Genomic DNA, 26,789 nt, shown 5'->3' with positions numbered 1-26,789 from the left:
GGCATCTCTGCCTCCCGCTTCTATCGCGAACCGCAATTCCACACATCTGCATCAAACCAGTTCGAGCCGCAGCGACCGCCCGACCATGCGAGCGGCGCGCTAAAGCGTGGTTAGTGTGACATTGCCGTCCTTCGGATCGAGCAGGCGCCCGATCTGGCTGCGCGAGGTGTTCGTGCGCCAGGTGACACGCTTCGGTTCCTCATCGAACGGACGTTCGACGTACTTTCCACCCTGCCGACTTGAGCGGTCAGTCGCCCAGCGCGTTCCTGGTTGCGCGAAGGATGTCATCCGATAGCTTGGGATCGCTCACGGCACGGGCGAGCACGAGGGCCCCGACCAGGGAGGCGGTCGCGGCGAGGGCCTTCTCCTCGCGTTGCCGTGGCTTCAGCCCGGAGGCCATCCGGCCGCTCAGCAACGCGACCATGCCCCGCACGCCGGCCGTGAAGCGTTCTCTCACACCTCTGCTTTGTCGCGGCATTTCAGAACACAAGGCCGCGAAGGGGCAGCCGCTTCCGGGCGCGTCGCGATGCGCCGCCGAAAGGTAGTCCGAAACGTAGTCGCCGAAAGCAAACGCCTCGGGCAGCTCTTGCCCTTTGGCGGTTATCGCATGCGCCACCGCCTCTTCGACCAGCCGCTCCTTGGAACCGAACTGACTGTACAGGCCGCCATGCGTCATTCCGGCTGCCTCGGTCAATGCGTCCACACCTACGCCAGAGATGCCGCGCTCCCGCATGAGGCGGGAGGCGACTTCGAGAATTCGCTCGCGGTTTTTGGCAGCCTGTTCTTTTGAAACGCGCATGTAGCCAGGTCCTGAATCACGGGTCTTGACAATTATAATTACAATCGTCATGTATATCAATCATTACGACCGTAATCAAAATGGCCGACAGGAGAGTCTCATGAACGGGCCCAAATCGAAGATCGCGCTGGTCACCGGCGCCTCATCGGGGATCGGCGAAGCCACCGCAGCGCGGCTCGCGCAAGCCGGCTACAAGGTCTACGGCACCAGCAGACGGGCATTGCACGCTGGCAGGCGAGCGTTCGAGATGCTCGCCCTCGACGTGACTAGCGATGAATCGGTGGAAGCCCTCGTCAGCGAAGTCGCACGGCGCGACGGCCGCATCGATCTGCTCGTGAACAACGCGGGCTTCGGTGTTGCCCCGGCAGGAGCGGAAGAGAGTTCGATCGATCAGGCCCAATCGATTTTCGAGACCAACTTTTTCGGACTGGTCCGGATGACGCGCGCCGTAGTGCCTCACATGCGACGCCAGGGGAACGGCCGCATTATCAACATCGGCTCGGTGCTTGGATTTCTACCGATGCCTTATGGCGCGCTCTATGCCGCGACCAAGCACGCGGTGGCGGGTTATTCGGAATCGCTCGACCATGAACTGCGTACGAGGGGCATCCGGGTCTCGGTGATCGAGCCCGCGTACACCAAGACGCCATTCGATGCAAACTTCATGGCGCCCGATGCCACGCTCGATGAATATCGCGCGGCTCGCGAGGGCGTGACCAGAAGGGTCAACGAAGTGATGGCAACAGCCGAGCAGCCGGGCGTCGTGGCCGACACGGTGCTGAAGGCGGCCAATGCCGCGCACCCAAAACTGCGATACCCGGCAGGCAGGCTCGCCAAGCGCCTGCGCCTTCTTCGCAGATTTGCGCCGGCTGGCCTGGTGGATGCCGGGATCCGGAAGGACCTGAGGCTTGATGCGCCGGCGGCGCCGCAAACCGCCCGCACCGCCCGAGCTTTCTGACGGCGTGCGCCCGATGCACGCCACCGCCTCCGTTCGCCGCCGCTGCGAAAAAGCTTCGCACCCAGAGGAAAAAATGAGAGCTGTTGTTTTGAAGCGGTACGGCAAACCGGATCAGGTCGGGCTGGCCGATATCCCTCGGCCGACACCCGGGCCGAATGAGATTCTTGTCCAGGTTCACGCGGCTGGCTTGAATCCCATCGACAACATGATTCCGAAGGGAACGTTCAAGCCCATCCTGCGCTTTCAAATGCCGGCCACGCTGGGCAGCGATCTGGCTGGCGTTGTGGTGGAGGTGGGAAGCCGCGTCACTCGCTTCAAGCCAGGCGATGCCGTCTTCGCCAGCATCTTTGACCTCGGAACGGGCGCTCTCGCTGAATTTGCGCGCGTACCGGAGGATGCCGCCGCGCTCAAGCCGCCAAACCTGGACTTCGTGCAAGCGGCCTCGATACCGATGGTCGGCCTGACGTCGTGGCAGGCGCTCAAGGAGCGAATACGTCTCAAGCCCGGTCAGAAGGTGTTCATCCCCGCGGGCGCCGGCGGGATTGGCACGTTCGCGATCCAACTCGCGAAATACCTCGGAGCCCGCGTGGGAACGACAACGAGCACAGGAAATATCAGTCTGGTGCGCAGCCTCGGGGCTGATGAGGTGATCGACTACAAGAAACAACACTTTGAGGAGGTGCTGCGGGACTACGACGCCGTGCTGGGCACGGTCAGGGGCGATGCGATCGAGAAATCGCTTCGAATTTTGAAGCCAGGGAGCACCGTTGCTTCACTCGTCGGGCCACCGGACGCCGCGTTCGCTCGCGCCCGAGGGATGAATTTCTTCATGGTGTTGCTGTTCGGATTGCTGAGCCGCAAGATCATTCGCCGCGCCAGCAAACGTGGCGCTGCATATTCGTTCGTTTTCGTGCATCCGGACGGCAGCCAACTCGCCGACATCGGCGAGCTTCTCAAGGCGGGGCGCATCCGGCCGGTGATCGACAGGGTATTTCCGTTCGAACAGGTCAAGGAGGCGCTTGCGTATCTCGAGAAGGGCCGAGCCAAGGGTAAGGTCGTTGTCCAGATGAGGTGATGACGCGGATGTGGGTGCCGGCCGCACCCATTGCGCACCAGAAACAACTCGCCATCACTTCGTCCCACGACACGAGGGCCGAGACCCCGGGGTGACTGGGGATCGGAGTTTGTCCATCGGACGCCGCAGGACGCCCATCCGGAATCAACCCATCCCGTGTGCGGCTTACGTCGTGCGTTTGAACCGTTCCCAAGACAGCAGTGCGAACAGGGCGAGGACCGCAAGACCGAGCGAGGCCGTGAGCAGCCAATCACGGCCGCGCGCGTAGTCATCGGTTGCGCCAATGTCTTCCGTGCCGGAGATCGGCGCGGTCGATGAAACGAGTGTGGTCTGGGGCTCAGTGGCGGTCGCCGCGCTGCCGGCGTCGGCTAGCCTGGTGTTCGCCGTTCCAGTCGCCGGAGAAAGCTGCTCCGCAATCGCCTCGACGGGCCCCGATGGCGCAGGAGCAGCGACTTGCGGCGTTTCCACAGCTTGCGCCGGCGTATCGCTCGGCCGCAGAAGTCGCGCGAATGAGTTCAGGTCCGCGTGGCGCGCGTCCGATGCACGAGCGGCGGTCCGGTCCGGCTTCCTATGCATGGCCGTCCGCGCCTTGGGCCGCCGCTGCGGAGACGAACGTAACTTCGCCATCATCCGATCGGACCAAGCCATGTAGGCCTTGCAGATATCATTGCACGGCAGTTCATTGACATAACCGGTCCCCGATGCCTTCGAGGGGGCCGCATGTGACATGCTCGGTCCGGCTAGAGAGAGCACAAAGCCAAGCGCCGCGGCTACCCCGAGCCTTTGCCTTGTCGATCCTGGGCGGTCGATCATCGCAATCCCCCACGTGGCGTTTTCACATCTCTGCGAGATTACGACAGCAGCAATGGTCGATAATTCGATCAGATCGCGTCAATATGCCGATAAGACACCGTCAATTTAATGAAGAGGCTACGCGAGGGCTCAAAGCCTCGCCACAATCCCGCTGCCGGCAGGCCACTTTCACCGAGAGCTTGCACGTATCGGGCGAGCGCCGAAGGCGTGCTCGCCCGCCGTCGCAGTTTTTGAGGAAACGAATCTGGCAGTATCGAAAGACCTAGTCGACGGCGATCCTGATTTCGCCGAGCCCTTCGATCCCTCCGCTCATGACTTCGCCCCGCTGCACGGGGCCGACCCCCTCCGGCGTGCCGGTCATGATGATGTCGCCTGGCTTGAGACCCATCGACCGCGAGCAGATGGAGATGATGTCCGGCACCGGCCAGATCAGCTTGGAGATGTCCGACTCCTGCTTGAGCGCGCCGTTGACGGCAAGCCAGATGCGCCCGGCTTTCGGATGGCCGACCTCTGAGACCGGCCGTAACGGAGCGATCGGCGCCGAGAGATCAAACCCCTTGCCCCAGTCCCAGGGGCGGCCCTGCTCGCGGGCTTGAAGCTGCAGATCGCGCCGGGTCAGATCGATGCCGACGCCATAGCCCCAGACATGATCGAGTGCGCGCGCGACGGGGATGTCGGTCCCGCCCTGCCCGATCGCGACGATGAGTTCGATCTCATAGTGGAAATTGCTGGTCTGCGGCGGATACGGAACCGTCGTGCCGTCGTCTACCACCGTATCGGCCGGCTTCATGAAAAAGAACGGCGGCTCGCGATCGGGATCCCGCCCCATCTCACGCGCGTGTGCCGCGTAGTTGCGGCCGACACAGATGATCCGGCGCACTGGAAAGCGCGCGGACGAATTGTGGACTGCAACCGATGCCGGCGGCGGAGGCGGCAGGACGAAATCGGATTGAGTGCTGACGTCACGCATTGCCGCGGTCCTCCCGGAACAGATGCAGCGCTTCCTGGATCGGTCGATCCGAATAGGAGAAGATCACGGCGTCGCCACCCAGCGCCTCGTGGCGCACGCGATGCCAGGACGGCACGACGAAAACGTCCCGCTTGCCCCATTCGATCACGATGTCCTCGCCGGAGGCGGACGAGATGATGCTGCGGCCGGTGCCTTCGATCGGCACGAACACCGTCGCGTCCGTCGAGCGGTAGGTCGCGGTTGCAAAATCCTTCGGCAAGAGCTGGATGAACGTCGCCATGGTGGCCATGGCGTGATTGCCGGTGATCGGGTTGGTGTAGCGCATCTTCAGACCATGGCAGGGATCCCAGGCCGCGGCCCGTCGCAGCCGTTCGAGCGCCTCGCGCGTGCGCGCATACGGATAGTTGAATACCGGCGAGGTGCCGCCACCTCCCTTGTGATCCACCGGCAGCAGGTTGTTGCCATAGCGCGCGTCGCTGTCGCCGACGGGCCGGACAATTGGCTGCTCGTCGACATCGAGGTGTTCGGCAAACGAGGCGTCCAGCATCTGCAGCACGGGGATGTCGAGACCATCCAGCCAGAACACCGGGCTCGAGCTCGGATTGCCGTGGTCATGCCAGGCCCAGGGCGGGGTGATGATGAAATCGCCCTCATGCATGATGGTGCGCTCGCCGTTTACGGCGGTGTAGGCGCCTTCGCCTTCGAGGATGAACCGCAGTGCCGACTGGGTGTGGCGGTGCGCCGGCGCGATTTCACCCGGCATGACCAGTTGCACGCCGGCATAGAGATCTGTGGTGATCCTGGACTGGCCGCGAAGACCGGGATTTTCCAGAACGAGAACGCGCCGCTCCGCCTCCTTGGCTGTGATGAGCGCTCCGGCCTCGAGCATATAGGCGCGGATGTCGTCAAAGCGCCAGGACGCGGGACGACAGCCGCTCCTCGGTTCGGGCGTGACCAGGTCGGCGAGCGACAGCCAGAGCGCCGTGAGATTCTGCTTGTCAATCTTGTCGTAGAACGCCCGCCGCTCCGGTGTATCGGCAGTCGGAGCGATGATCGACTGTTGGGACATCGTTTGTCTCGCTGTGATTTGAAACATGATCAGTGATGAGTTTCGCGGCTGACGACGCCTGCGGCTTCAGGCTTCCGGCGGCGCGCTGCGCAGCCTCTGCCGATCGATCTTGCCCGTTCCTGTCTTCGGCAAATCCGCGCGGTATTCGATCAGGCGCGGATATTTGTAAGGAAGCAGTTTCGATTTGACGTGGTCCTGCAGCTCCCGCGTCAAAAGCTCGCTCTCCGAATAACCGTCGCGAAGAATGACGAATGCCTTTGTCGTCATCCGGCGGTCGGCAAGCTCCAGTCCAAGCACCGCACACTCCCGGACCGCAGGATGTTCGGACAGACAGAGCTCGATCTCGAGCGGGTAGATCCACTGGCCGCTCACCTTGATGAGATCGTCGACCCGGCCAACAAAAGTGAAGAAGCCCTCCTTGTCCTCAACAAGCCTGTCTCCGGTCCAGATCCACCCCTCCTCGCGCATGGTTTGCGCAGTCTTGTCCGGTCGATTCCAGTAGCAAGGCGCATTGGAATGGCCGCGAACCCACATCACGCCTTCCGCGCCTTGCGCGACCGGCTCGCCTTCGGGAGTCGTCAGGCGGAGTTCGTAACCAGGGACGCGCTTGCCGGCGGCACCGATCTTCTTCTGCTCGCGCGTATTCGAGAGATAGATGTGCAGGACCTCGGTCGACCCGAGCCCCTCCATGATCTCGTGTCCGAAGCGCCGCTTCCAGTCGTTGAAAAGATCTTGCGACAGCACCTCGGCGGCCGACAGGCAGAGCCGAACGCTCGACAAATCCGCAGTGTCGATACGCGGATGATTCAGCAGCGCGTTGTAGAGCGTCGGCAGTCCGAAAAACAGCGTGGGCTTGAATCGCGCGATCATGTCGAGCACCGCGTTCGGCTCGGGGCGGCCCGCGAGCAACACCGTGCTGGCGCCGACCGAGAACGGGAAGGTGATCGAATTGCCAAAGCCGTAGGCGAAGAAAATTTTTGGCACCGAGAAGCAGATGTCGTTCTCTCGGATCCCCAGGATGTGGCGGCCGAAACTCTCCGCCGTATAGGCCATGTCGTGCTGCAAGTGCACGATGCCTTTCGGCCGGCCGGTGCTGCCCGAGCTGTACATCCAGAACGCCATGTCGTCGCGGTTGGTCGGCGCCGCGTCCAGCTCCGCAGCAAACTGGGCGAACCATTGGTCGCCATTCAGCACACGGATCGAGGACGGCTCGCGCGCGGTTTCGCCATTGACCACGATCAGCGTCCGCAGCTGCGTTCCCGCGATCGTCTCCTGGTCGAACAGGGCGGCGTATTCGGCGTCGACCACCGCAACCGGTGCGGCCGAGTCCTGCAGGTAAAAGCTGATCAGGTCCTTTGGCGACAGCGTGTTGATCAGCATCGGCACCAGGCCGGCGCGGATCGCCCCGAAAAGAGCGGCCGGATACGACGCAGTGTCGTTTAAGAGGAGCAGCACGCGGTCGCCCGCGGCAAGCCCGAGGGAGCCCAGCGCATTGCCGCATCTGGCGGCCTTGGCGCACAGCTCGGTGTAGCTGACCTCGCCCGCCGCACTGTAGATCGCGACCTTCTCCCCACGGCCTGCCCGCAGATTGCCGAACAGGATGTCGCTGGCGTTGTAGCGCTGAGGGATCGCAAAGCCGATCTCCCGCGCGCTCGGAGCATCGTCGGGGACATGGTCGACGATCACCTGGCCACTTCGGTCCGTCATGGCAGCGTTCCCTCTTATCGCGATATGCTCGAGGCCGATGAACTCGCGTCGTACCGCGCCATGAAGCGCGGCGACATCGCGCGGAGCTGGCTAGCGTCGATCCGGCCCGAGCGGGTGATGTAGCTGTAAGCGAAATCCAGCGGCGCGAGCTTCATGTGCTCCGGAAAGCGCTCATACCAGGCCGCGCTCGTCTTCGCCGCCTTGACCAGCTTCTCCACGACCGGGCGACGTTCGCGCTCGTAAGTCTCCAGCGCATGGCGGAGGTCGCGCGGTTCGCCTTCGAGAGCCTTGACCAGCGCGATGACGTCCTCGAGCGCCAGGCGCGTACCGGATCCGATCGAGAAATGGGCGGTATGAAGCGCATCACCGACCAGCACCATATTGCGATGCGACCAGCGCTCGTTCCACAGCCAAGGGAAGTTGCGCCAGACCGACTTATTGTTGACCAGCGGATGCCCTCCAAGCGTGTCGGCGAACACCTTCTCGCAAAGCGCCCGGCTCTGCTCTTCCGTCTTCTCGGCCAAGCCGGCGCGCAGCCACGTGGCGCGATCGCACTCGACAATGAACGTGCTCATCGTCGGCGAGTAGCGGTAGTGATGCGCATTGAAGCTGCCGAACTCGGTTTCGACGAAGGTCTGGGTCAGTGTCTCGAACCGTTTCGTGGTGCCGTACCAGGCGAACTTGTTGTCGTCGTATGACAGCGAGGTCTTGAAGTCGCCCTCATAGGTCCTTCGCACCAGCGAGTTCACGCCGTCGGCGGCGACAATCAGATCGTATCCGGCGAGTTCATCGACGGAGCGCACGGCAGTGCCGAACCGGAGGTTTGCGCCCACGGACCGTGCGCGGGCGGTGAGCTGGATGAGGAAGTCGAGTCGTCCGACCGCGGAGAAGCCGACACCGTCAAGCGCGACCCGTTCACCACGGTGAACCAGCGTGATGTCACGCCAATGCTCCATGCGGGCCGAAACGGCTTCAGCGGTTTCCGGATCATCGGCGCGAAGGAAATCGAGCGCCTTGTCGGAGAAGACGACGCCAAATCCCCAGGTGGCGCCTTCCGGGTTCTGCTCGAAGACGTCGATCTGAGCTTCAGGATGCCGGCGCTTCCATAGATAGGCGAAGTACAGCCCCGCCGGGCCGCCTCCGAGCACAGCAACGCGATCGAGCCGCATGACCTTCCTTCCCCTATTGCTTTTGCTTGCCACTTCTATTTGCGCATTATGCAATAGATTTCATAAGACGCAATACTTGATTTGCATAATAGGGAATTATTTTTACATTAGGGAAATGTGGTTTTCACGCTAAGCTTCGATTCCAGGCCGTTCGGCCGGAGGTTTTCGGATGTTTGAGACGACTTTCACGATCGAATGGGGCGATTGCGACGAAGCCGGAATCGTCTTCTATCCCAATTACTTCTATTGGCTTGACTGCACCTATCAGCGCTGGCTGCGCAGCCATGGATTAAGCCAGCGCGAGCTCAAGCGCCGCTTTGGGAGCGTCACGCCCCTGGTCAATGTCGGCGCACAGTTCACGGGGCCTGCCCGCTACGATGATGAACTGGTGATCCGCGCGGAGGTGGCCGAGTGGCAGGAGCGGCGGTTTCGAATCGACTACAAGCTTTCGGTCGGGAATATGCAGGTTGCCACGGGTTTCGAACAGCGCACCTGGGCAGCAGTCACGAACACAGGCGGACTCCGCGGCGCGAGTGTGCCGGGCGAGTTCAAGGAACTGCTGACATGAAACGCAAGCCTGCGAACGACACGAGCGACGACAGCGGCGGGGCGGCCCCGGGCGGTATCCAGGCGCTCGATGCGGCGCTTTCGGTGTTGCGAGTGCTGCGATCGTTTGACGGGCCGGCGACGCTATCAGACATCGCGCGCGAAGCGGGCATGCCGCCAAGCAAGGTGCATCGTTATCTCGCGAGCTTCATCCATGCGGGACTTGCGGTGCAGAAGGAGCGCTCCGGCCGCTATGATCTGGGCCGCGAAGCCGCGGAGCTTGGCGTTGCCGCCATCAGCCGGAACAACTTCGTCCTCCGCGCGTCGGAGGAGCTCGAGGACTTGGCGCTCGCGACCGGCCAAGCCGCGCTGCTTGCGGTCTGGAGCCACAATGGTCCCACCGTGGTCAGGCTGGAGCGGGGTCCCAATCTGACAACCACGTCGATCGGTCTTGGCAGCACCTTCTCCTTGCTGAACTCCGCGACCGGACGTGTCTTTCTCGCCTATCTGCCGCCGCAGCAATTAACCGCACGACTGCAAAACGAACTCGAGCGCACCGCTGCTGCCGGTCTCAGCTGGCCGGATCTCACTCCCGAGCCGGCCAGCGTCGATGCGTTAAGGGCGAAAGTTCGCCATGAGCGAATTGCATATGTCGACGGTCGCTTCATTCCGGGCCTGTGCGCGATCTCATCGGCGATCACGAATTGGCAAGACGAGATCGAACTCGCGGTAACCTTGTTCGGCACGCACAGGGAGTTGCTGCAGCCGGATAGTGCCGCGCGAGCTGCCTTGATCGATTTTGCCGCGCGCCACTCGATCATCCCACCGGCCCAATTCGGCAATTCACGCGATGCGCGAGCGCGATAGGGGGCTGGCGGAGAACAACGCTCACTTGATCCTTGTCTCGGCCGCGATGACGTTCCTCCCTTCCGCGCTCCTGATCGTCAGCTGGACCTGATCACCATGGCTGCCGGCGGGAACAGCCGCGACGATCTCATTCCCCACTTTCGGATCCGCTTTCACGTCCGCGTCGAACAGGACTGTCTCACCGCGCTTGAGCGCAACGTGTAGCGGCATGGCCGGCTCCAGGCTGACGAACTGAACGGTGACGCTGTTTCCCTTGGCCTCGAGATTGACCAGAATGCTCTCGTTGGCATCGGTCACATTGCTCATGCCGACGGTCGGGCCGTAGGTTTCGGCGATCGACACCTCGCCGCGTGCGGGAAGCTCGGCGCTGTGGAAGAACTGGTCCGAGACGCCCGCCCACAGCTCGACATAAGGCTGCGCTTCGCTGGGCGCCTTGCGGGCATCGGTTTGGTGTGTGAACGACGGAAATCCCCAGGTCCACATTTTCAGTCCTCGCGTGATCCTGTTGTCGGCGATGCGGATGATCCCTTCGTCGTTATCGTGGTTGATCACGCCCCAGAAATTTCCACCCTGCATATCAGGCGCGGCGTAGGCGATGCCCATGGTCGGCCAGTTCTTGAAATAGCGAAGCTTGTCGAAACGATGCTCGTCGGGGCCGGCGCTGGCGTCGCCCTGCGCGATATTCGATGACCAGGCGGGCGTGGTGTAGGCCTTGACCGGCGCAATGATTTCGGCGCCGCCCGTGGCCCTCGGATGGTTCGGGTCCGATCCCGGCGCGAGCGTCGTGCAGGTCCAGTATTCGTATGGGACCGCCTCGTGCCCGGGATTTTTCAGCACGACACGCGCATGAAGCGCGGCGCGGCCGGCTGTGAGCGTGACATAATAGGTCGCTGCGATGCCGCTCGCGCCGCGCCGGAACTTTGGCGGCGCCGCGGCGTAGGCAAAATCGTCCGTCAGCGACATGGCCACGGTCACTTCATCGTCGCCTTGTTTCACCACCTTGAACGCCCATGGCTTCAGCCAGGTCTTGCCATGTTCGGGATCCGGGAAAGTGGGGAAGATGCCGCCATACACCATCAGCCAATCGTAATAGAAATTGCCGGCCCCGATCCCATAGGGCACGGCGACCTCGTTGCGATAAAGCTCCTCATGGCCGGTCGGCTTGTAGATGATGGAGAGAATGCGGCCACCGAATTCCGGCAGCAGCGTCACCTTCAGATACTTGTTTTCGAGCACATAGGTCTTGAACACGCGATCGACGATCGTCTTGTCGTCGAGCGAACCGCGGACTAAACCGTTCTCCGCATCGGTGGCGTATTTGACGGTGCTCCACCTGATCGAGGACTCCGAAAGGGAAACGTGGTCAGGCGATGCCGGTTCCGCTGTCGCCGGACATGCAAAGGTCATACACAACCCGATAACGGTGGCACTGATGCCGTTGCGGAGGAGAAGCTGAACTGCCATTTGCGTCGCCTTCCAAAGGTCTCCGCGCATCGCGTGAACTGTGCAGACCGTCATGACGTCACGCCTCCATTCAAGTCGTGATATCTCAGGTAGCCATGACCTGGCCACATGTCATCCGGCGCATATCGGCGGATAGTTGTCCTTGTCAGCCCGCAGGTGATCGTCATAAATCATCCCTGCGGGCTGAGGTCGCTGTTGCCGGTTGCGGCAGTGGCGCTTACGGCAGCAAGCCGTGCTGCGGGCGGGTGGTTTCGAAATTTGGGAGCTGATGGATGAACGAGCGCGCCGCGATCTGGAGCCCGCATAGCTCCCATTGGGGCGCATTCTCGGCGCGGTGGGACGGTACGACGCTCGACGTCAGGCCTTATGAGCATGACCCGGCACCCTCGCCGATCCTCGATAACTTCAACAATGCACTGCGGCACAAGGCCCGGGTCCTTCGGCCGATGGTGCGAAGATCGTGGCTCGACGGCAAGGCGCGTGGGAGACGCGATTTCGCGCCGGATTTTGTCGAACGCTCCTGGGAGCAGGTGATCGACCTGCTCGCAGCCGAGCTCATGCGGGTGCGCAGCGACTATGGCGGCGTCTCCGTCTTCGGCGGCTCCTATGGCTGGTCCAGCGCCGGCCGGCTTCATCACGCCCAGAGCCAGGTTCATCGCTTCCTCAACATGGCCTTCGGCGGCTATGTGCGTTCGGTCAACACCTACAGCGCAGGCGCCTCGGCCGTGATCCTGCCGCATGTCATGGGCGGTTATGAAAACCACTCGCGCCGCAATGTCACCTGGGACCAGATCGCCGAGCACACCGACACTGTGCTCGCCTTCGGCGGCATGGCGCTGAAAAATACGGCGGTCGCGAGCGGCGGCCTCAGCCGGCACATCGAGCGCGACGCCATGGCGCGCGCCGCGCGTCGTGGCACCCGTTTCTTCTGCATCAGCCCGCTGCGTGACGATCTGCCAGATCAAGCCAATGCGACCTGGCTGCCGATCAAGGTCGGCAGCGACGTTGCGCTGATGCTGGCGCTCGCGCACACGCTTGTTGCTGAAGGCCTCTGCGACGAGGCGTTCGTGGCGCGCTACTGCACCGGGTTCGAGCGTTTCGAGCGTTACCTGCTCGGCCGCGATGACGGAGCGGCCAAGGACGCCGCCTGGGCGGCCGCGATCACCGGCATGTCGGCGGCAGCTATCGTCGATCTCGCCCGCCAAATCGCGCGCGGCCGCACCCTGATTACCGTGTCGCATTCGCTGCAGCGGGCGCAATATGGCGAACAGCCGGTGTGGATGGGCGCGGTGCTGGCGGCGATGCTCGGCCAGATCGGCCTTCCCGGCGGCGGCTACAATTACGCGCTCGGCTCGCTCGCTCACACCGGTCGCCGGGTCAACGCGGTTCCGATCCCGACCTTGCCGCAGGGCACGAACAATGTGCGTGACTTCATTCCCGTCGCACGCATCAGCGACATGCTGCTCAATCCGGGCCAGCCGTTCGACTACAACGGCCAATCGCTGCGCTATGCCGACATCAAGCTGGTCTACTGGGCTGGCGGCAATCCATTCCACCATCACCAGGACATCAACCGCCTGCGCCGCGCATTCAACATGCCGCAGACCACCGTCGTACATGAGAGCGCCTGGACGCCGACGGCGAGATTTGCGGACATCGTGCTGCCGGCGACCATGACGCTGGAGCGCGACGACATCGGCGCCGCCGCGACCGACCCGCGGCTGATCGCGATGCGCAAGGTCGCCGACCCGATCGGCGAGGCGCGCGACGATTTCGACATTTTCGCCGAGCTCTCGCGCAAGCTCGGCGTCGAGGAGGCCTTCACCGAGGGGCGCGACAGCCGGCAATGGCTCGCGCATCTGTATGAGCCGACGCGACGGGCGTTGGCGGAGATGGGCTGCGACGCGCCCGATTTCGAGGAGTTCTGGCAGCGCGGCGAGCTCATGCTGCCCTCAGCGCCCGACGATGGCGGCTCCCTGCGCGCCTTTCGAGACGATCCCGACAACAACAAGCTGCCGACGCCAAGCGGCAAGATCGAGATCTATTCGGAGACCATCGCAAGGTTCGGCTATCCGGATTGCCCCCCGCATCCGAGCTTCCTGCCATCGACAGAGCCTGCCTCAGAGCGTCATCCCCTGACGCTGATCGCGAACCAGCCCTCGACGAGGCTCCACAGCCAGCTCGACTTCGGCGCCTACAGCCAGTCGAAGAAGATCAGGGGTCGGGAGACGGTGCGTCTCAGCCCCGCCGATGCGGCGCGCCGCGGCATTGCGGATGGCGACATCGTTCGCCTGTTCAACGATCGCGGCGCCTGTCTTGCCGCCGCGATCGTATCCGACGACGTGATGGCCGGCGTGATCCAGCTCGCGACCGGCGCGTGGTACGATCCCGAGCCGGGCGGGGAGCAGCAACCGACGTGCGTCCACGGCAATCCTAACGTCCTGACCCGCGACATTGGCACGTCCCGTCTCGCACAAGGCTGCTGCGGTCAGGTGACTGTGGTCGAGTGCGAGAAATTCTCGGGAAACCTGCCGCCAATTCGCGCCTTCGATCCGCCGACGCCACTTTAGGAGCGGCGCTCCGAGCGACTTGCGAGCGGCTATTCGCAGCCGCTCCGCGGGATCATCCAGGTCGAAAAGGTCTGCCACACGCCGCCAAGACGACGCTGATAGGCGACGAAGTCGGCATCCTCGCCGTGCACGAGCTCATAGCGATACTGGGTCGATTGGTGGGATCTGCTGGCCATTGCCATTCTCCATAATCATGGCGTTGAACTGCACTTTCACGTAGTCGCAGCGCGTCGCCCATCAATGGGATGACAAGGGTCATCTTTTCACTTTGACGCGAGGTCACCGCTGCGATCTCGCGCTCTTTAACGATAGGCCGCCACGATGTCGGAGATTGCGCGCTCCAGCTGCTGGGCGGTGGCGCATTGCCGCACCAGGTTGCAGAACGTCGCGTAGCGCAACATCTCGGAATCGCCAAAGCCCCAGGTCATGCGTCCTTCCGGATTGAGCCAGACCAGCCGCTTCGCCCGTTCGGAGATGCGGCGCAGGATGTCGGCGCCGGGATCGAGGTTGTTGCTGCGCGCATCGCCCAGCACGATCACCGTTGTGTGTGGCGTCACGGTCTCCATCCATTGCCGCTCGAAATCGGCGAAGGAGGTGCCGTAGTCCGACGAGCCGAAGCCGACCCTGGACATGATGTCCTGCATGGCTTCTTCCGCACTTTTGGATTCCAGGACCTCACTGACCTCGATCAGGTGTCCCGAGAACGCAAAGGAGCGGACGTCGGACACGACCTCGTGCAGGCTGTGGATCAGCAGCAGGAAGAAGTCGGAGACGCGGGCGACCGAGCCCGAGACGTCGCAGAGTGCGACGATCTTCGGCCGCTCGCGATGTCTGCGCTTCCAGGCGGTGAGGAAGGGAACGCTGCCCCAGGCGGCGTTGCGCCGCAAGGTGCGGCGGACATCGAGATGACCACGGCGCTGACGCTTGCGCGGCTTGGCGTAGCGCTCACGCAGCCGGCGCGCGATGTGGCGGATCAGCGTGCGCATCTCTTCGATCCGCCGCGGCTCGATCCGCGCCAGCGGTGCATTGCGCAGGATCTCGTTGCGCAAATTCTCAGCCTCCTCGCGTCCATAGAGCAGCAGCGCCTGCGCGACCACGTCGCGCACGTTCTCGCGCAAGCCGTCGGTCAAGGTCGAGAGCCGTTCGGCGAGCGCAGGATTGGTTGCCGTCAGCGTCTCCAGATCGTCGTTGAGGCGGGCGATACCCATTTGTTCGAGAATGCGGCCGGAGAAGATGCCGCGCTGGGTGAAATACCGGATGTCCGTCAGCGAGGCCGCGGCTGAAGCGCTGGCGATCGCCGCCGAGATCGCAGCGCGGTCCTGCGACAGCAGCATTTGCGCGAGTGCGCCAAGCCCGGCGAGCTGGCCGTCATCTCCACCTTCCGCGCCATGATCCTGCGTGACTTGAGGGCTCTCGTCCGACGTCTCGCCAGCTGACTCGCCGGCCTCACTACGCTCTGCGGCTTCGCCATCCGCTTGCGACGGCTCGGGCGAGGCGAAGAACAGATCGAAGCAGGCGCCGAGCGCCTTCTTCTCGTCCTCGGATTTGGCGAGCGTCAGCAGCAGTGCATCGCGCAGGACAGCCCGATCGGCGATGCCGACGGTCGACACCGCCCGCATCGCATCGATGCTCTCGGCCGGCGAGACATGAACCCCCGCTCCCCGCGCCGCGCGAAAGAAGCGATGCAGGTTCTCTCTCATGCCATTCAGCCGAACACGTTCTGGCGTGCAGCCGTCGCAACGAAGCTCGTCACATGCGGCAGCGCGGCCTCGACATCGGATTCATATTTCAGGAGCACGTTGAGCGTATCCCGGACCATGTCATGGCCGAGCTCGCTGGCCTCGAGCAGCACCAGGACGCGGGCCCAGTCGATGGTTTCGCTCACCGAGGGCTGCTTCTTCAGATCCAGGGTGCGGAGCTGGTGGATGAAGCCGACCAGTTGCCGGCGCAAGGTCTGCGAGATGCCGGGCACGCGGCTCTCGACGATGCGTTCCTCGAGCTTCTGCTCGGGGAAGCCGATGTGCAGATGCAGGCAACGGCGCTTGAGCGCATCACCGAGATTGCGCTCGCTGTTGGAGGTCAGGATCACGGTCGGCGGCACGGCGGCTGCGATGGTGCCGAGCTCGGGAATGGAGACCTGGAAGTCGGAGAGGATCTCGAGCAACAGCGACTCGAACTCCGCATCCGATTTGTCGATCTCGTCGATCAGGAGCACGCAGCCGCCAGGCTGCTCCAGCGCCTGCAACAGCGGCCGCGGCTCGACGAATTCCTTGGAGAAGAACACGTCGCCGAAATCATGCAGCTGATCGAGCGCCGCGTGCAGGGTTTGCGCGCCGCCCAGGACTTCGCCGAGCTTATCCTTGAGGATCTGGGTGTAGAGCAGCTGCTTGGCGTATTTCCATTCATAGAGCGCCTTGGCCTCGTCCAGCCCCTCATAGCACTGCAGGCGGATCATCTTCAGCCCGCGCCAGGCGGCGATCGCCTTGGCAAGCTCGGTCTTGCCGACGCCCGCGGGCCCCTCGACCAGGATCGGCTTGGCGATCTTGTCCGAGAGGTAGACAGCGGTCGCGATCTGCCGGCTCGCGATGTAACCCTGCGAGGCAAGCCCGCTTTCGACCGCTTCGATGGAGGCCAAGGGTGTAGCAGAGGGCTGGCTGTCAGCCACGGATCTCAACTCCTGGTATGACGCGTATCACCTGCGATAGGAGCATTGGCCAGCAAAGTCCATAGCTGGCCATCAGGTCGATTTCCGTGCCCCGGCAAATGCGGTTGCTCCTCGGCTCACCTGCCGCGTTCGTAGAGCAGCCGGGCGCGGATCGTGCCTTCCAGCGCGCGGATGTCGGCCAGCACCTTGCGGCTGTCGGCGGTCGACGCATCGGCGTCGAGCACCACATAGCCGATGTCGCCCTGCGCCTCGTAATATTGCGCGGCGATGTTGATCGAATTGCGCGCGAGCACCTCGTTCAACTGCCCGAGCATGCCCGGCAGGTTGCGCTGCACCTGGATGAAGCGCGTCCCCATCGGCCGCGCCGGCAGCTGCACCTGCGGGAAGTTCACCGCGCCCATGGTCGCGCCGACGTCACTGTAATCGACCAGCTTGCGTGCGACCTCCGAGCCGATGCGCTCCTGCGCCTCCTCGGTCGAGCCGCCGATATGCGGCGTGAGGATCACGTTCTCCAGGCCCTGCAGTGGCGAGGTGAAGCGCTCACCCACCGAGCCGGGCTCGACCGGAAACACGTCGACGGCCGCGCCCGCAAGCCTGTTCTCGCGCAGGGCCGCGGCCAGTGCGTCGAGATCGACGACGGTGCCACGGCTGTTGTTGATGAGATAGGCGCCTTGCTTCATGGCCGCGATTTCCGCGGCGCCAATCATGCCCTGCGTCGCCGGCGTCTCCGGCACATGCAGCGACACCACATCGCTTTGCGCGAGCAGCGCCGGGAGCGTATCGACCGGCTCGGTATTGCCGTGGCGGAGCTTGTCGGTGTGATCGTAGTAGATCACCTTCATGCCGAAGGCCTCGGCGAGATTGGAGAGCTGCGAGCCGATATTGCCATAACCGATGATGCCGAGCGTCTTGCCGCGCACCTCGAAGCTGCGGTCCGCCGACTTGTCCCAGCGCCCCTGATGCGCGCCGACCGAGCGCGCCGGAATCCGCCTCAGCAGCATGATGATCTCGCCGATCACGAGCTCGGCGACGCTGCGGGTGTTGGAGAACGGCGCGTTGAACACGGGAATGCCGGCGTGGCGCGCGGTCTCGGCATCGACCTGGTTGGTGCCGACGGAAAAGCAGCCGATCGCGATCAGCCGATCCGCCTCCTCCAGAATCTCCGCGGTGACCTGGGTGCGCGAGCGGATGCCGAGCAGATGCACGCCGCGAATGGCCTCCTTCAGCGCGGCGCCGTCGAGCGCCTTGGGCAGATGGCGGATATTGGTGTAGCCGGCCGAGCGCATGGCGGCGACCGCGGTCTCGCTGATGTTCTCGAGTAGCAGGACACGGATCTTGTCCTTTGCGAGCGACAGCTGGGAATCGAGCGAATTTCTGTTGATCATTTGGCCTCTTCAGAGCCGGTTAGCCTGCCTGCAGGTGATCGGCGCGCCCCGCAAAACCAAGGCTCGGAAACCCAAGACTCGCCTGGAGCGGAATCGCGACCGCGGCGGCTTCTCCGTGGCACAATCGGCGCGCCAATGCACGTCAAAATGCCCGGCCGCAAGCCTCAAATCATACCGCGCCGGTTCCGAACGATGCCAGGCGAACCCCCGCCTGCTCCAGCCGGGTGCGGATCAGCCGCGCGGTCTGCACCGCATGGACGGAATCGCCGTGCACGCAGATGGAATCGACCGCCGTCGCCAGAGGTGTACCGCGTGCGGTGACAATCGCGCCGGTCTTGATCATCTCGATCACCCGCGTGGCCGCCTGCTCCGGATCGAGGATCATCGCGCCCGGCTGCCCGCGCGGGATCAGTTGCCCGCTCTCGGTGTAGCCGCGATCGGCATAGATCTCCTGGAACGAAGCAATGCCGAGGGCCTCGCTTGCCGCGATCAGTTCGCTGAGCGCCGGCGCAAGACATGCAAGGTTGCGATCGACCGCGCGCGAGGCGCGGGCCACCGCATCGGCAATCTCGCGATTCTCGCAGGCGATGTTGCCGAGCGCCCCATGGGTCTTCACATAGGTGATGCGGTGGCCGGAATAGGCGGCGAGCGCAGCCGCCGCGCCGATCTGGTAGGCAACCAGCCGCTCGATCTCGGCCGCGGAGAACGGCAGGCGACGGCGACCAAATCCCCACAGGTCTGGAAAACCGGGATGCGCGCCGACATTGACGCCGCGCTTCTTCGCCGTGGCAAAGGTCTGCGCCATCACCTCCGGATCGCCGGCATGGAAGCCGCAGGCGACATTGGCCGAGGTGACGATCGAGAGCATCGCCTCGTCATCGCCGCAGGTGTAGGCGCCAAAACCTTCGCCAAGGTCGGAGTTCAGATCGACGGTCGGCATGCTGGGCTCCCGGTTCGACAGGGCGCATGGGTAAACCACGGTTGCGCGCGAAGCCATTCAAAAATGCCCCTAACGAGGGCGACGACCCGCTCTGGGCAAGCACCTTGTCGCCGAAGTGATTTGCCCAGCGAACCAAAATCGCATGAGGTCGGCCGGGACAAATTCGATCCGGCGCGACTGCTCGGGAACATCCGAGAGCGCACGCCCCGCTGAACTGGCGATCGTCGCAAGCACAGCGTGACTACTTTGAAGTCGCCTCCAGGAGCACGAGCCATGGCCACAGACGGACTGATCACCCTCCGCAGTGCCTTCGGGCCGGAAGAGACGATGAACCGGCTCGAGGCCGAGGTCCGGGCCAGGGGCATGATGGTGTTTGCTCATATTGACCATGCTGCAGGTGCCGCTGCGGTTGGCCTGCCGCTGCGGCCGACCGATCTGTTGATCTTCGGCAACGCCAAAGGCGGCACACCGCTGATGCAGGCGCTGCAGACGATCGGGATCGACCTGCCATTGAAGGCGTTGGTGTGGCAGGACGCAGCGGGCATCACCTGGGTCTCCTATAACGATCCGCATTGGACCGCGCAGCGCCACGGCCTGGATGATGCCACCAAGGCGACGATCGAAGCGATGTCGGGCGCATTGAAGGCCATCGCAGGCAAGGCAACCACCGCGCCGTGAGCATCGCCGCCGGCGCATCACGCTCGAGGAGCATGTGCCATGCATCAGCGCTGCGGCTTGCTCCCGTCGCACCACGCGCCTAACCTGCACAAAAACAACAAGCGGGTGGACGCGCAATGGCACGCATCGCATCGATCGAGACCGGGCACTACCGGATTCCCCTCTCCGTCACGCTGTCCGACAGCACGCATGGCGAGATCACCGCGTTCGAGCTGATCACGCTGCGGGTGCGCGATGCTGACGGCGCGGAAGGCACGGGCTACAGCTACACGGTCGGGCGCAATGGCGGTGCGATTGCCGACATCCTGCGGCGCGAGATGCCGTCCCTTGTCGAGGGCCGTGAGGCCGAGGACACCGAGGCGATCTGTCAGCATGTCTGGTGGGCGCTGCATTATGGCGGCCGCGGCGGACCGACCGTGCTCGCGCTCTCCGCACTCGACATCGCGCTATGGGACTTGAAGGCGCGCCGCGCGCGGCTCCCGCTGTTCCGCCTGCTCGGCGGCTTCGATCATCGCGTGCCCTGTTATGCCGGCGGCATCGATCTCGACCTCTCCGTCGAGGCGCTCTTGAGGCAGACCGACGACAATCTGCGCAAGGGTTTTCGCGCCATCAAGATGAAGGTGGGACGACCGGACCTCGCCTCCGATGTCGCCCGCGTGCGGGCGATGCGCGAGCATCTCGGCGAGGGCTTTCCGCTGATGGCCGATGCCAACATGAAATGGACGGTGGAAGAGGCCGTGCGCGCCGCCCGCGCGCTTCTCCCGTTCGATCTCGTCTGGCTGGAGGAGCCGATCATTCCCGACGATGTCGCAGGCCACACCCGCATTCTCACGGCAGGCGGCGTGCCGATCGCGGCCGGCGAAAACCTGCGCACGCTGTGGGAGTTCAAAAACTATATCGCGAGCGGCGCGGTGTCCTATCCCGAGCCTGATGTCACCAATTGCGGCGGCGTCACCGTTTTCATGAAGATCGCGCGGCTTGCCGAGGCCTTCAACCTGCCGGTCACCAGCCACGGCGCCCATGACATCACCGTGCACCTGCTCGCGGCCTGTCCGAACCGCTCCTATCTCGAGGCGCATGGCTTCGGGCTCGACCGCTATATCGCCCATCCCCTGATGCTGGACGACGGCATGGCGCTCGCGCCATCGCGGCCGGGCCATGGTGTCGAATTCGACTGGCAGGGGCTGGCGCGGCTGGCGGTGTGAGGGCAAAGCCAACCTGTCGCCGGTCTTGCATGCGCCCCGGGACCGTTCGAACCGTCATCCTGAGGCGCCGGAGCGAAGCGGAAACCTCGAAGGATGACGGATCGAAACACCGAATGCGGTGGGGGCCAGCCCACCCAGTTCGCATCAGCGCATTGCTGGCCCGACTGCGCCTGTCTGGACAACGCCGCGGCGTGACTGTTACGCAATCCAATCGCCTCAAGCACCGGTGCAGTAGACCATGTCCGACCATATCTCCAATCGCCAGCAGATCCGCAAGCCCGCCGTCGAGTCCAAGGGCGGCATTGTCGCTTCGCAATCGCGCCGCGCGGCCGAGATCGGCGCCGAGGTTTTGGCCGCGGGTGGCGACTGCGTCGATGCGGTGATCGCGACCGGCTTTGCGCTCGGCGTGCTGGAGCCATGGATGAGCGGTGTCGGCGGCGGCGGCGCGATGGTTCTCTACCGGGCCGACCACGACCGCTATGAGGTGATCGACTACGGCATGCGCGCGCCGCAAAGCCTGCGCGTCGAGGACTATCCGCTCACCGGCGATGGCGCGGCGTCCGACATCTTCCCCTGGCCGCGGGTGAAGGACGACCGCAATCTGCACGGGCCCTCCTCCATCGCGGTGCCCGGGGTGGTCGCGGGCCATGAGGAGGCGCACCGCCGTTACGCAAAGCTGCCGTGGCGCGAGCTGATCGCGCCGAGTGTTGCGTTGGCCGCGGAGGGGCTTTTGGTCGACTGGTGGACGACATTGTCGATCGGCAGCGCGGCTCCTGATCTGCGCCGCTATCCCTCGAGCGCCGCCGCCTATTTGCGCGACGGCCTGCCGCCGCAGCCGCAATGGGGCATCCGCTCGGTCACGCGCCTGCCGCAGGAGCGGCTGAAGGCGACGCTGTCGCATCTCGCCGAACAGGGCGCGCGCGATTTCTACCAGGGCGACCTCGCACGCAGCATGGCAGCCGACATCAAGGCGGCCGGCGGCTCGCTGTCATACGAAGACCTCGCCGCCTTCCACGCCCATTGGCGCGAGCCGTTGCGAATCCCCTATCGCGGCGGCACCGTCTACGCGACGCCGGAGCTCACCGCGGGCCCGACACTGGCGCAGACGCTGCGGCAGCTCGGTGATCTGCACACAGGCGCCACCGGGCCTGATGCGGCCGCCTACAAGGCCTACGCGCTGGCGCTGCAGGCCGCCTATCGCGAGCGGCTCAAGGACATGGGCGATGCCGACGGCCGCCGTGCGCTCGGTGCCGAGCATCTGGCGCCGAGCTGCACCACGCATTATGCGGTGGTCGACCGCCACGGCAACATGGCCGCGGTGACGCAGACCCTGCTGTCGACCTTCGGCTCCAAATTCGTCACGCCGCAAAGCGGGATCACCATGAACAATGGCATCATGTGGTTCGATCCGACGCCGGGCGGAGCCAATTCGCTGGCGCCGGGCAAGCGCTGCCTGTGCAACTACACGCCGGTCGTCGCGCATGCCGCCGACGGACGCCGCTTCGCGGTCGGCGCCTCGGGCGGCCGCCGCATCCTGCCCGCGGTATCGCAGCTGATCTCCTTCATCATGGATTTCGGCATGGACCTGGATGCTGCCATCCATCAGCCGCGCATCGATGCCAGCGAAGGCGCCATCGTGATCGGCGATGTGCGCCTGCCCGCGGATACACGCGAATTGCTGCGCCAGCAGTTCGACTATGAGGAAGCCCGCGTGCAGACCTGGCCCGGCAAGTTCGCCTTCCCGAGCATCGTGCTGCGCGACGGCGACACCAACAGCGGCGCGACCGAGGTGTTCCATGCCTGGGGCGATGCGGTGGCGGAGGCGTAGTAGCGGGCTATCCGCGCCTCATGCCGCGGGTTCAAGCACCATCAGCCCGGTCGCGGTGTTGGAAATCGGAAGGTGATAGTTGGCGTGCTGCTTCCTGACCCGCTCGGGCATGGTGCCGCGCGCGACCATCCAGTTCAACAATTCCACGCCTTGGGTGCCTGACAGCTCGACCAGTTCTGTGATCGAGTATTTCGTCGCCCAGTCCGGATCTTCGATCATGCTGTTCATGAACTTGAGATCGAAATCCTTGTTGATGAAGCCGGCGCGGGTGCCGTCGAGCTGATGCGACAGGCCACCGGTCCCCATCACGACCACCCGCTCATCACCGGGCCATGACGCAATCGCGCGCGCGATCGCCTGACCAAGCTTGTAGCAGCGCGCCGCCGAGGGCAGCGGCGCCTGCACGGTGTTGACCACGACAGGCACAGTGCGCACCGGCCACTTCTGATCCGGCCAGCACAGTGCCATCGGCAGGGTGAAGGCGTGGTCGACCACCATCTCCTGACACGTCGTGAGATCGAACTCCTCCGCCACCAGCTGCTCGATCAGATGCCAGGACAACTCGGGGTCGCCGCGGAACGGCGCGACGGTTGGAATCCCCCAGCCCTCATCGGCATTGCGGTATTCACTCGCCGCGCCGATCGCGAAGGTCGGCATCTTGTCCAGAAAGAAGTTCAGGCCGTGATCGTTGTAGGCCAGTACGACGACATCCGGCTTCACCCTGGCGAGCCAGTCGCGCACCGGCGGAAAGCCGTCGAAGAACGGCTTCCAGTAGGGATCGTTCTGCATGCCCTTGGCGATCGCGCCGCCGATCGCCGGCACATGCGAGGTGGTGATGCTTCCGACAATTTTTGCCATTGCCTACTCCCGCGCCGCCAGCAGCTTGGCCTTGAACTGATCCTTGGTGAGGCCGGTCTGCTGGGCGCCGATGTCCTGCATGTCGAGCCCGAAGATGCCGGCGAATTTGGCGAGGTAATAGGCGTTGCCGCCGGCCTCGATCAGCTCGAGCACATTGCGATGGCGGATCGCCTCGCGCTGCTGCGGGTTGAGGCCGAATTTGGCACAATAGGCGTCCTCGTCCGCGATGAAGGCCTTGCGGTTACTGGCCTCATTGAACGAGTAGCACATCTTGTTCAGGGCATAGCCCTTGCGGGCCTGCTCGCCGTCAAAGATGGTGGTACCGGGCACGGGTTGCCGCGGGTTGGACGTCATGGCGTTTCCCCTTCATGCGAAGCGCGGGAGCATCGCTCGGTGATTGGGCGGCATATTGCCCGCGGCCGGCCGTGGCGGAATTGATCTGGAGCAATTTGGGCCGCGAACATGCCGGCTTTCACCCTGCGAGCTGCCGCTCCAGCTCGTGGAGCACCTGGTAGCACGGCAGGACCTGGGCCACGCTGGCATTCGGCTCGCGGCCCTCGCGGATGGCGGCAAAGAACTCGCGGTCCTGCAGCTCGATCCCGTTCATGGAGACGTCCACCTTTGAGACGTCGATCTTTTCTTCCTTGCCGTTAAAGAGATCGTCGTAGCGCGCGATGTAGGTGCCGGTGTCGCCGATGTAGCGGAAGAAGGTGCCGAGCGGGCCGTCATTGTTGAAGGATAGGCTCAGCGTGCAGATCGCGCCATTGGCGGCCTTGAGCTGGATCGACATGTCCATGGCGATCCCGAGCGCCGGATGAACCGGTCCCTGGATGGCGTTGGCCTTCACGATCGGTGCGCCGGCCTGGTAGGCGAACAGATCGACCGTATGCGCGGCGTGGTGCCAGAGCAGATGGTCGGTCCAGCTGCGCGGCTGGCCCAGCGCGTTCATGTTGGTGCGGCGGAAGAAATAGGTCTGCACATCCATCTGCTGGATGTGAAACTCGCCGGCCTTGACCTTCTTGTGCACCCATTGATGGCTGGGGTTGAAGCGGCGCGTGTGGCCGCACATGGCGACCAGGCCGCTCCGCCGCTGCATGTCGAGCACGCCTTGCGCATCGGCAAGGGAGTCCGCGAGCGGAATCTCGACCTGCACATGCTTGCCGGCCTTCATGCAGGCGATCGCCTGCGCCGCATGCATCTGCGTCGGCGTGCAGAGGATCACCGCGTCGACCTCGGGGCGTGCCAGGCTGTCGGCAAGCTCGGTCGTGACATGCGCGATGCCGTATTTGGCGGCGACCTCCCTGGTCGGCTCCAGGCGCCGGCCGACCAGCGACACGACCTCGATTCCGTCAATGTTCCTGATACCGTCGAGATGCTTGATGCCAAAGGCGCCGGCGCCGGCAAGCGCGACCTTGATGGTCTTGACCATGTCAATTGTTCTCCACAACCCCGCGCGAACGCCGCCTCAGGGGCGACGGCCGGCGCGGGATCAAAACGTGCCGCAGCGCCGGCCCGCCGTCTTTGATATAGCTCATGCTTGCATCACTGGATGCGCGGCAGCGTCTCGAACTGGTGGAACGGCGGCGGCGACGACAAGGTCCATTCCAGCGTGGTGGCGCCCTCGCCCCACGGATTATCGCCGGCCTTTTCCCTGCGCGCGAAAGCCAGCGCCATGTTGACAAAGAACACGACGAGGCCGGCTGCCGAAATGTAGGAGCCGATCGAGGAGACGAAATTCCACCCCGCGAAGGCGTCGGGATAATCGACAATGCGGCGCGGCATGCCCTGCAACCCCAAAAAATGCTGCGGAAAGAAGATCAGATTGGCGCCGATGAAGACCAGCCAGAAATGCAGCTTGCCGAGCCGTTCGGAATAGAGATAGCCGGTCATTTTCGGGAACCAGTAGTACCAGGCGGCGAAGATGGCGAAGGTGGCGCCGATCGACATCGTGTAATGGAAATGCGCCACCACGTAGTAGGTGTCCTGCAGCACGCGGTCGACGCCGGCATTCGACAGCACGACGCCGGTGACGCCGCCGACCGTGAACAGGAAGATGAAGCCGATCGCCCACAGCATCGGGGTGCGGAACTCGATCGCGCCGCCCCACATGGTGGCGATCCAGGAGAACACCTTTACGCCCGTGGGCACCGCGATCACCATGGTGGCCGCCACGAAATAGGCCTGCGTCGCGGAGGACATGCCGACCGTGTACATGTGGTGAGCCCACACCACGAAGCCGATGCCGCCGATCGCGACCATCGCATAGGCCATGCCGAGATAGCCGAACACCGGCTTGCGGCTGAAAGTCGACACGATCTGGCTGATGGCGCCGAAGCCGGGCAGGATCAGGATGTAGACCTCGGGATGGCCGAAGAACCAGAACAGATGCTGGAACAGCACGGGATCGCCGCCCTGGTCGGCCGAGAAGAAGGTGGTGCCGAAATTGCGGTCGGTGAGCAGCATGGTGATGGCGCCGGCGAGCACCGGCAGCGACAGCAGCAACAGGAATGCCGTCACCAGGATCGACCACACGAACAGCGGCATCTTGTGCATGGTCATGCCGGGCGCGCGCATGTTGAAGATGGTGGTGATGAAGTTGATGGCGCCGAGGATCGACGAAGCGCCGGCAAGGTGCAGCGACAGAATCGCGAAATCCATCGCCGCCCCCACGTGGCCGCTCGTCGACAGCGGTGCATAGACGGTCCAGCCGGCGCCAACGCCGTTTTCGCCTCCCGATCCATTCACGAAAAGCGACAGTACCAGGAGCGAAAGACTCGCGGGCAGAAGCCAGAACGAGATGTTGTTCATGCGCGGGAACGCCATGTCGGGCGCGCCGATCATGATGGGCACGAACCAGTTGCCGAAGCCGCCGATCAGCGCCGGCATGATCATGAAAAACACCATGATCAGTCCGTGCGCCGTCACGAAGACGTTGAACGTGTGCGCGCTGGCGAAGATTTGCAGTCCAGGTGTCGCAAGCTCCATGCGCATCGCGATGGACAGAAGCGCGCCGATCACTCCGCTTGTCATCGCGAACACAAGATACATCGTACCGATGTCCTTGTGGTTGGTCGAATAGACATAGCGGCGCCACCCCGTCGGGTGGCCGTGCGCGGCATCGTTCGTTTTGGTGACGAAGCTCGACATATTCTGCCCTTGTGTCTTGAAGAGTTTGGTTCACGAAGGCCGTCACCGGCTCTTTCGGCAGCGTCCGAAAAATTAG

Annotated in this window: 24 protein-coding genes; 8 read left to right on the top strand and 16 right to left on the bottom strand. The window is 63.9% G+C overall.

All coding sequences use genetic code 11. The features are described from left to right. Positions 1-247: 247 nt before the first annotated feature. The gene (locus VFB05_RS09885) at positions 248-799 is read right to left on the bottom strand and encodes a TetR/AcrR family transcriptional regulator (RefSeq protein ID WP_325011640.1); all 552 of its coding nucleotides are present in this window, start codon (positions 797-799) and stop codon (positions 248-250) included. A gap of 100 nt (positions 800-899) precedes the next feature. On the opposite strand from VFB05_RS09885, the gene VFB05_RS09880 reads away from it, so the two are divergent. Next, the gene (locus VFB05_RS09880) at positions 900-1,757 is read left to right on the top strand and encodes an oxidoreductase (RefSeq protein WP_325011638.1); all 858 of its coding nucleotides are present in this window, start codon (positions 900-902) and stop codon (positions 1,755-1,757) included. A gap of 73 nt (positions 1,758-1,830) precedes the next feature. After that, positions 1,831-2,832 carry an NADP-dependent oxidoreductase gene (locus VFB05_RS09875; RefSeq protein WP_325011747.1) on the top strand — a complete coding sequence of 334 codons (1,002 nt, stop codon included), beginning with the start codon at positions 1,831-1,833 and terminating at the stop codon, positions 2,830-2,832. Positions 2,833-2,997: 165 nt separating this feature from the next. Here VFB05_RS09875 and VFB05_RS09870 read toward each other — a convergent pair whose 3' ends face one another. The 5 genes from VFB05_RS09870 to VFB05_RS09850 all read right to left on the bottom strand — a co-directional run bounded on the left by VFB05_RS09870 (position 2,998) and on the right by VFB05_RS09850 (position 8,560). Beyond that, positions 2,998-3,408, bottom strand: a complete 411-nt coding sequence (locus VFB05_RS09870) for a hypothetical protein (protein ID WP_325011635.1) — start codon at positions 3,406-3,408, stop codon at positions 2,998-3,000. Positions 3,409-3,907: 499 nt separating this feature from the next. Then, positions 3,908-4,615, bottom strand: coding sequence for a fumarylacetoacetate hydrolase family protein (locus VFB05_RS09865; protein WP_325011634.1), 708 nt, complete (start codon positions 4,613-4,615; stop codon positions 3,908-3,910). Then, positions 4,608-5,684: a gentisate 1,2-dioxygenase gene (gene gtdA, locus VFB05_RS09860; RefSeq protein WP_325011632.1), complete on the bottom strand. Its 1,077-nt coding sequence runs from the start codon at positions 5,682-5,684 to the stop codon at positions 4,608-4,610. The genes VFB05_RS09865 and gtdA overlap by 8 nt, the downstream gene beginning before the upstream one ends. A 66-nt stretch (positions 5,685-5,750) precedes the next feature. After that, positions 5,751-7,391 (bottom strand): benzoate-CoA ligase family protein, encoded by a 1,641-nt coding sequence (locus VFB05_RS09855; RefSeq protein ID WP_325011630.1) that lies wholly within the window; start codon positions 7,389-7,391, stop codon positions 5,751-5,753. Between the two features lie 14 nt (positions 7,392-7,405). Next, entirely contained in the window at positions 7,406-8,560 is a 1,155-nt protein-coding gene (locus tag VFB05_RS09850) for an FAD-dependent monooxygenase (protein ID WP_325011628.1), read from the bottom strand. Between the two features lie 169 nt (positions 8,561-8,729). On the opposite strand from VFB05_RS09850, the gene VFB05_RS09845 reads away from it, so the two are divergent. Both VFB05_RS09845 and VFB05_RS09840 read left to right on the top strand, forming a co-directional pair. Next, complete coding sequence (locus VFB05_RS09845; protein WP_325011626.1) at positions 8,730-9,128, top strand: thioesterase family protein; 399 nt, start codon at positions 8,730-8,732, stop codon at positions 9,126-9,128. Next, complete coding sequence (locus VFB05_RS09840) at positions 9,125-9,973, top strand: IclR family transcriptional regulator (RefSeq protein ID WP_325011624.1); 849 nt, start codon at positions 9,125-9,127, stop codon at positions 9,971-9,973. The genes VFB05_RS09845 and VFB05_RS09840 overlap by 4 nt, the downstream gene beginning before the upstream one ends. Positions 9,974-9,994: 21 nt before the next feature. Here VFB05_RS09840 and VFB05_RS09835 read toward each other — a convergent pair whose 3' ends face one another. After that, complete coding sequence (locus VFB05_RS09835; RefSeq protein ID WP_325011622.1) at positions 9,995-11,437, bottom strand: DUF5107 domain-containing protein; 1,443 nt, start codon at positions 11,435-11,437, stop codon at positions 9,995-9,997. A gap of 272 nt (positions 11,438-11,709) precedes the next feature. Here VFB05_RS09835 and VFB05_RS09830 point away from each other — a divergent pair, with 272 nt between their 5' ends. Then, complete coding sequence (locus tag VFB05_RS09830; RefSeq protein WP_325011620.1) at positions 11,710-14,007, top strand: molybdopterin guanine dinucleotide-containing S/N-oxide reductase; 2,298 nt, start codon at positions 11,710-11,712, stop codon at positions 14,005-14,007. Between the two features lie 29 nt (positions 14,008-14,036). Here VFB05_RS09830 and VFB05_RS09825 read toward each other — a convergent pair whose 3' ends face one another. The 5 genes from VFB05_RS09825 to VFB05_RS09805 form a co-directional block, all read right to left on the bottom strand. Continuing rightward, positions 14,037-14,183, bottom strand: a complete 147-nt coding sequence (locus VFB05_RS09825; RefSeq protein WP_325011618.1) for a hypothetical protein — start codon at positions 14,181-14,183, stop codon at positions 14,037-14,039. Positions 14,184-14,309: 126 nt separating this feature from the next. Further along, the gene (locus VFB05_RS09820) at positions 14,310-15,707 is read right to left on the bottom strand and encodes a VWA domain-containing protein (RefSeq protein WP_325011616.1); all 1,398 of its coding nucleotides are present in this window, start codon (positions 15,705-15,707) and stop codon (positions 14,310-14,312) included. A 5-nt stretch (positions 15,708-15,712) separates the two neighbouring features. Further along, positions 15,713-16,672: a MoxR family ATPase gene (locus tag VFB05_RS09815; RefSeq protein ID WP_325011614.1), complete on the bottom strand. Its 960-nt coding sequence runs from the start codon at positions 16,670-16,672 to the stop codon at positions 15,713-15,715. Positions 16,673-16,788: 116 nt separating this feature from the next. Further along, positions 16,789-18,057, bottom strand: coding sequence for a phosphoglycerate dehydrogenase (serA, locus tag VFB05_RS09810; protein WP_325011612.1), 1,269 nt, complete (start codon positions 18,055-18,057; stop codon positions 16,789-16,791). Between the two features lie 169 nt (positions 18,058-18,226). Next, positions 18,227-18,997, bottom strand: a complete 771-nt coding sequence (locus VFB05_RS09805) for a 5-oxoprolinase subunit PxpA (protein ID WP_325011610.1) — start codon at positions 18,995-18,997, stop codon at positions 18,227-18,229. Positions 18,998-19,270: 273 nt separating this feature from the next. Here VFB05_RS09805 and VFB05_RS09800 point away from each other — a divergent pair, with 273 nt between their 5' ends. The 3 genes from VFB05_RS09800 (at position 19,271) to VFB05_RS09790 (ending at position 22,708) form a co-directional block, all read left to right on the top strand. Further along, a complete protein-coding gene (locus VFB05_RS09800; protein ID WP_325011608.1) occupies positions 19,271-19,675 on the top strand; it encodes a DUF302 domain-containing protein in 405 nt (134 codons plus the stop codon). 116 nt (positions 19,676-19,791) lie between these two features. Then, positions 19,792-20,880 carry a mandelate racemase/muconate lactonizing enzyme family protein gene (locus VFB05_RS09795; protein ID WP_325011606.1) on the top strand — a complete coding sequence of 363 codons (1,089 nt, stop codon included), beginning with the start codon at positions 19,792-19,794 and terminating at the stop codon, positions 20,878-20,880. Between the two features lie 238 nt (positions 20,881-21,118). Next, positions 21,119-22,708: a gamma-glutamyltransferase family protein gene (locus tag VFB05_RS09790; protein WP_325011604.1), complete on the top strand. Its 1,590-nt coding sequence runs from the start codon at positions 21,119-21,121 to the stop codon at positions 22,706-22,708. An 18-nt stretch (positions 22,709-22,726) separates the two neighbouring features. Here the strand turns inward: VFB05_RS09790 and VFB05_RS09785 are convergent, their stop codons facing one another. The 4 genes from VFB05_RS09785 to ctaD form a co-directional block, all read right to left on the bottom strand. Then, a complete protein-coding gene (locus VFB05_RS09785) occupies positions 22,727-23,566 on the bottom strand; it encodes a class III extradiol dioxygenase family protein (protein WP_325011602.1) in 840 nt (279 codons plus the stop codon). 3 nt (positions 23,567-23,569) lie between these two features. Further along, the gene (locus tag VFB05_RS09780; RefSeq protein WP_325011600.1) at positions 23,570-23,920 is read right to left on the bottom strand and encodes a protocatechuate 4,5-dioxygenase subunit alpha; all 351 of its coding nucleotides are present in this window, start codon (positions 23,918-23,920) and stop codon (positions 23,570-23,572) included. Positions 23,921-24,038: 118 nt separating this feature from the next. Continuing rightward, positions 24,039-24,995, bottom strand: a complete 957-nt coding sequence (locus tag VFB05_RS09775) for a Gfo/Idh/MocA family oxidoreductase (RefSeq protein WP_325011598.1) — start codon at positions 24,993-24,995, stop codon at positions 24,039-24,041. A gap of 113 nt (positions 24,996-25,108) precedes the next feature. Further along, entirely contained in the window at positions 25,109-26,713 is a 1,605-nt protein-coding gene (ctaD, locus tag VFB05_RS09770) for a cytochrome c oxidase subunit I (protein ID WP_325011596.1), read from the bottom strand. Between the last annotated feature and the right edge of the window lie 76 nt (positions 26,714-26,789).

Origin of the sequence: Bradyrhizobium sp. (assembly GCF_035652035.1) — a bacterium.
Lineage (GTDB): Bacteria > Pseudomonadota > Alphaproteobacteria > Rhizobiales > Xanthobacteraceae > Bradyrhizobium.
The sequence above is the reverse complement of the archived record's forward strand: the minus strand, read 5'-3'. Positions and strand labels throughout refer to the sequence as shown.

Bases quoted from the DNA above. Each gene is read 5' to 3' on its own strand.
- VFB05_RS09885 (WP_325011640.1), bottom strand. From the start codon at position 799: ATGCGCGTTTCAAAAGAACAGGCTGCCAAAAACCGCGAGCGAATTCTC.
- VFB05_RS09880 (WP_325011638.1), top strand. From the start codon at position 900: ATGAACGGGCCCAAATCGAAGATCGCGCTGGTCACCGGCGCCTCATCG.
- VFB05_RS09875 (WP_325011747.1), top strand. From the start codon at position 1,831: ATGAGAGCTGTTGTTTTGAAGCGGTACGGCAAACCGGATCAGGTCGGG.
- VFB05_RS09870 (WP_325011635.1), bottom strand. From the start codon at position 3,408: ATGCATAGGAAGCCGGACCGGACCGCCGCTCGTGCATCGGACGCGCGC.
- VFB05_RS09865 (WP_325011634.1), bottom strand. From the start codon at position 4,615: ATGCGTGACGTCAGCACTCAATCCGATTTCGTCCTGCCGCCTCCGCCG.
- gtdA (WP_325011632.1), bottom strand. From the start codon at position 5,684: ATGTCCCAACAGTCGATCATCGCTCCGACTGCCGATACACCGGAGCGG.
- VFB05_RS09855 (WP_325011630.1), bottom strand. From the start codon at position 7,391: ATGACGGACCGAAGTGGCCAGGTGATCGTCGACCATGTCCCCGACGAT.
- VFB05_RS09850 (WP_325011628.1), bottom strand. From the start codon at position 8,560: ATGCGGCTCGATCGCGTTGCTGTGCTCGGAGGCGGCCCGGCGGGGCTG.
- VFB05_RS09845 (WP_325011626.1), top strand. From the start codon at position 8,730: ATGTTTGAGACGACTTTCACGATCGAATGGGGCGATTGCGACGAAGCC.
- VFB05_RS09840 (WP_325011624.1), top strand. From the start codon at position 9,125: ATGAAACGCAAGCCTGCGAACGACACGAGCGACGACAGCGGCGGGGCG.
- VFB05_RS09835 (WP_325011622.1), bottom strand. From the start codon at position 11,437: ATGGCAGTTCAGCTTCTCCTCCGCAACGGCATCAGTGCCACCGTTATC.
- VFB05_RS09830 (WP_325011620.1), top strand. From the start codon at position 11,710: ATGAACGAGCGCGCCGCGATCTGGAGCCCGCATAGCTCCCATTGGGGC.
- VFB05_RS09825 (WP_325011618.1), bottom strand. From the start codon at position 14,183: ATGGCCAGCAGATCCCACCAATCGACCCAGTATCGCTATGAGCTCGTG.
- VFB05_RS09820 (WP_325011616.1), bottom strand. From the start codon at position 15,707: ATGAGAGAGAACCTGCATCGCTTCTTTCGCGCGGCGCGGGGAGCGGGG.
- serA (WP_325011612.1), bottom strand. From the start codon at position 18,057: ATGATCAACAGAAATTCGCTCGATTCCCAGCTGTCGCTCGCAAAGGAC.
- VFB05_RS09805 (WP_325011610.1), bottom strand. From the start codon at position 18,997: ATGCCGACCGTCGATCTGAACTCCGACCTTGGCGAAGGTTTTGGCGCC.
- VFB05_RS09800 (WP_325011608.1), top strand. From the start codon at position 19,271: ATGGCCACAGACGGACTGATCACCCTCCGCAGTGCCTTCGGGCCGGAA.
- VFB05_RS09795 (WP_325011606.1), top strand. From the start codon at position 19,792: ATGGCACGCATCGCATCGATCGAGACCGGGCACTACCGGATTCCCCTC.
- VFB05_RS09790 (WP_325011604.1), top strand. From the start codon at position 21,119: ATGTCCGACCATATCTCCAATCGCCAGCAGATCCGCAAGCCCGCCGTC.
- VFB05_RS09785 (WP_325011602.1), bottom strand. From the start codon at position 23,566: ATGGCAAAAATTGTCGGAAGCATCACCACCTCGCATGTGCCGGCGATC.
- VFB05_RS09780 (WP_325011600.1), bottom strand. From the start codon at position 23,920: ATGACGTCCAACCCGCGGCAACCCGTGCCCGGTACCACCATCTTTGAC.
- VFB05_RS09775 (WP_325011598.1), bottom strand. From the start codon at position 24,995: ATGGTCAAGACCATCAAGGTCGCGCTTGCCGGCGCCGGCGCCTTTGGC.
- ctaD (WP_325011596.1), bottom strand. From the start codon at position 26,713: ATGTCGAGCTTCGTCACCAAAACGAACGATGCCGCGCACGGCCACCCG.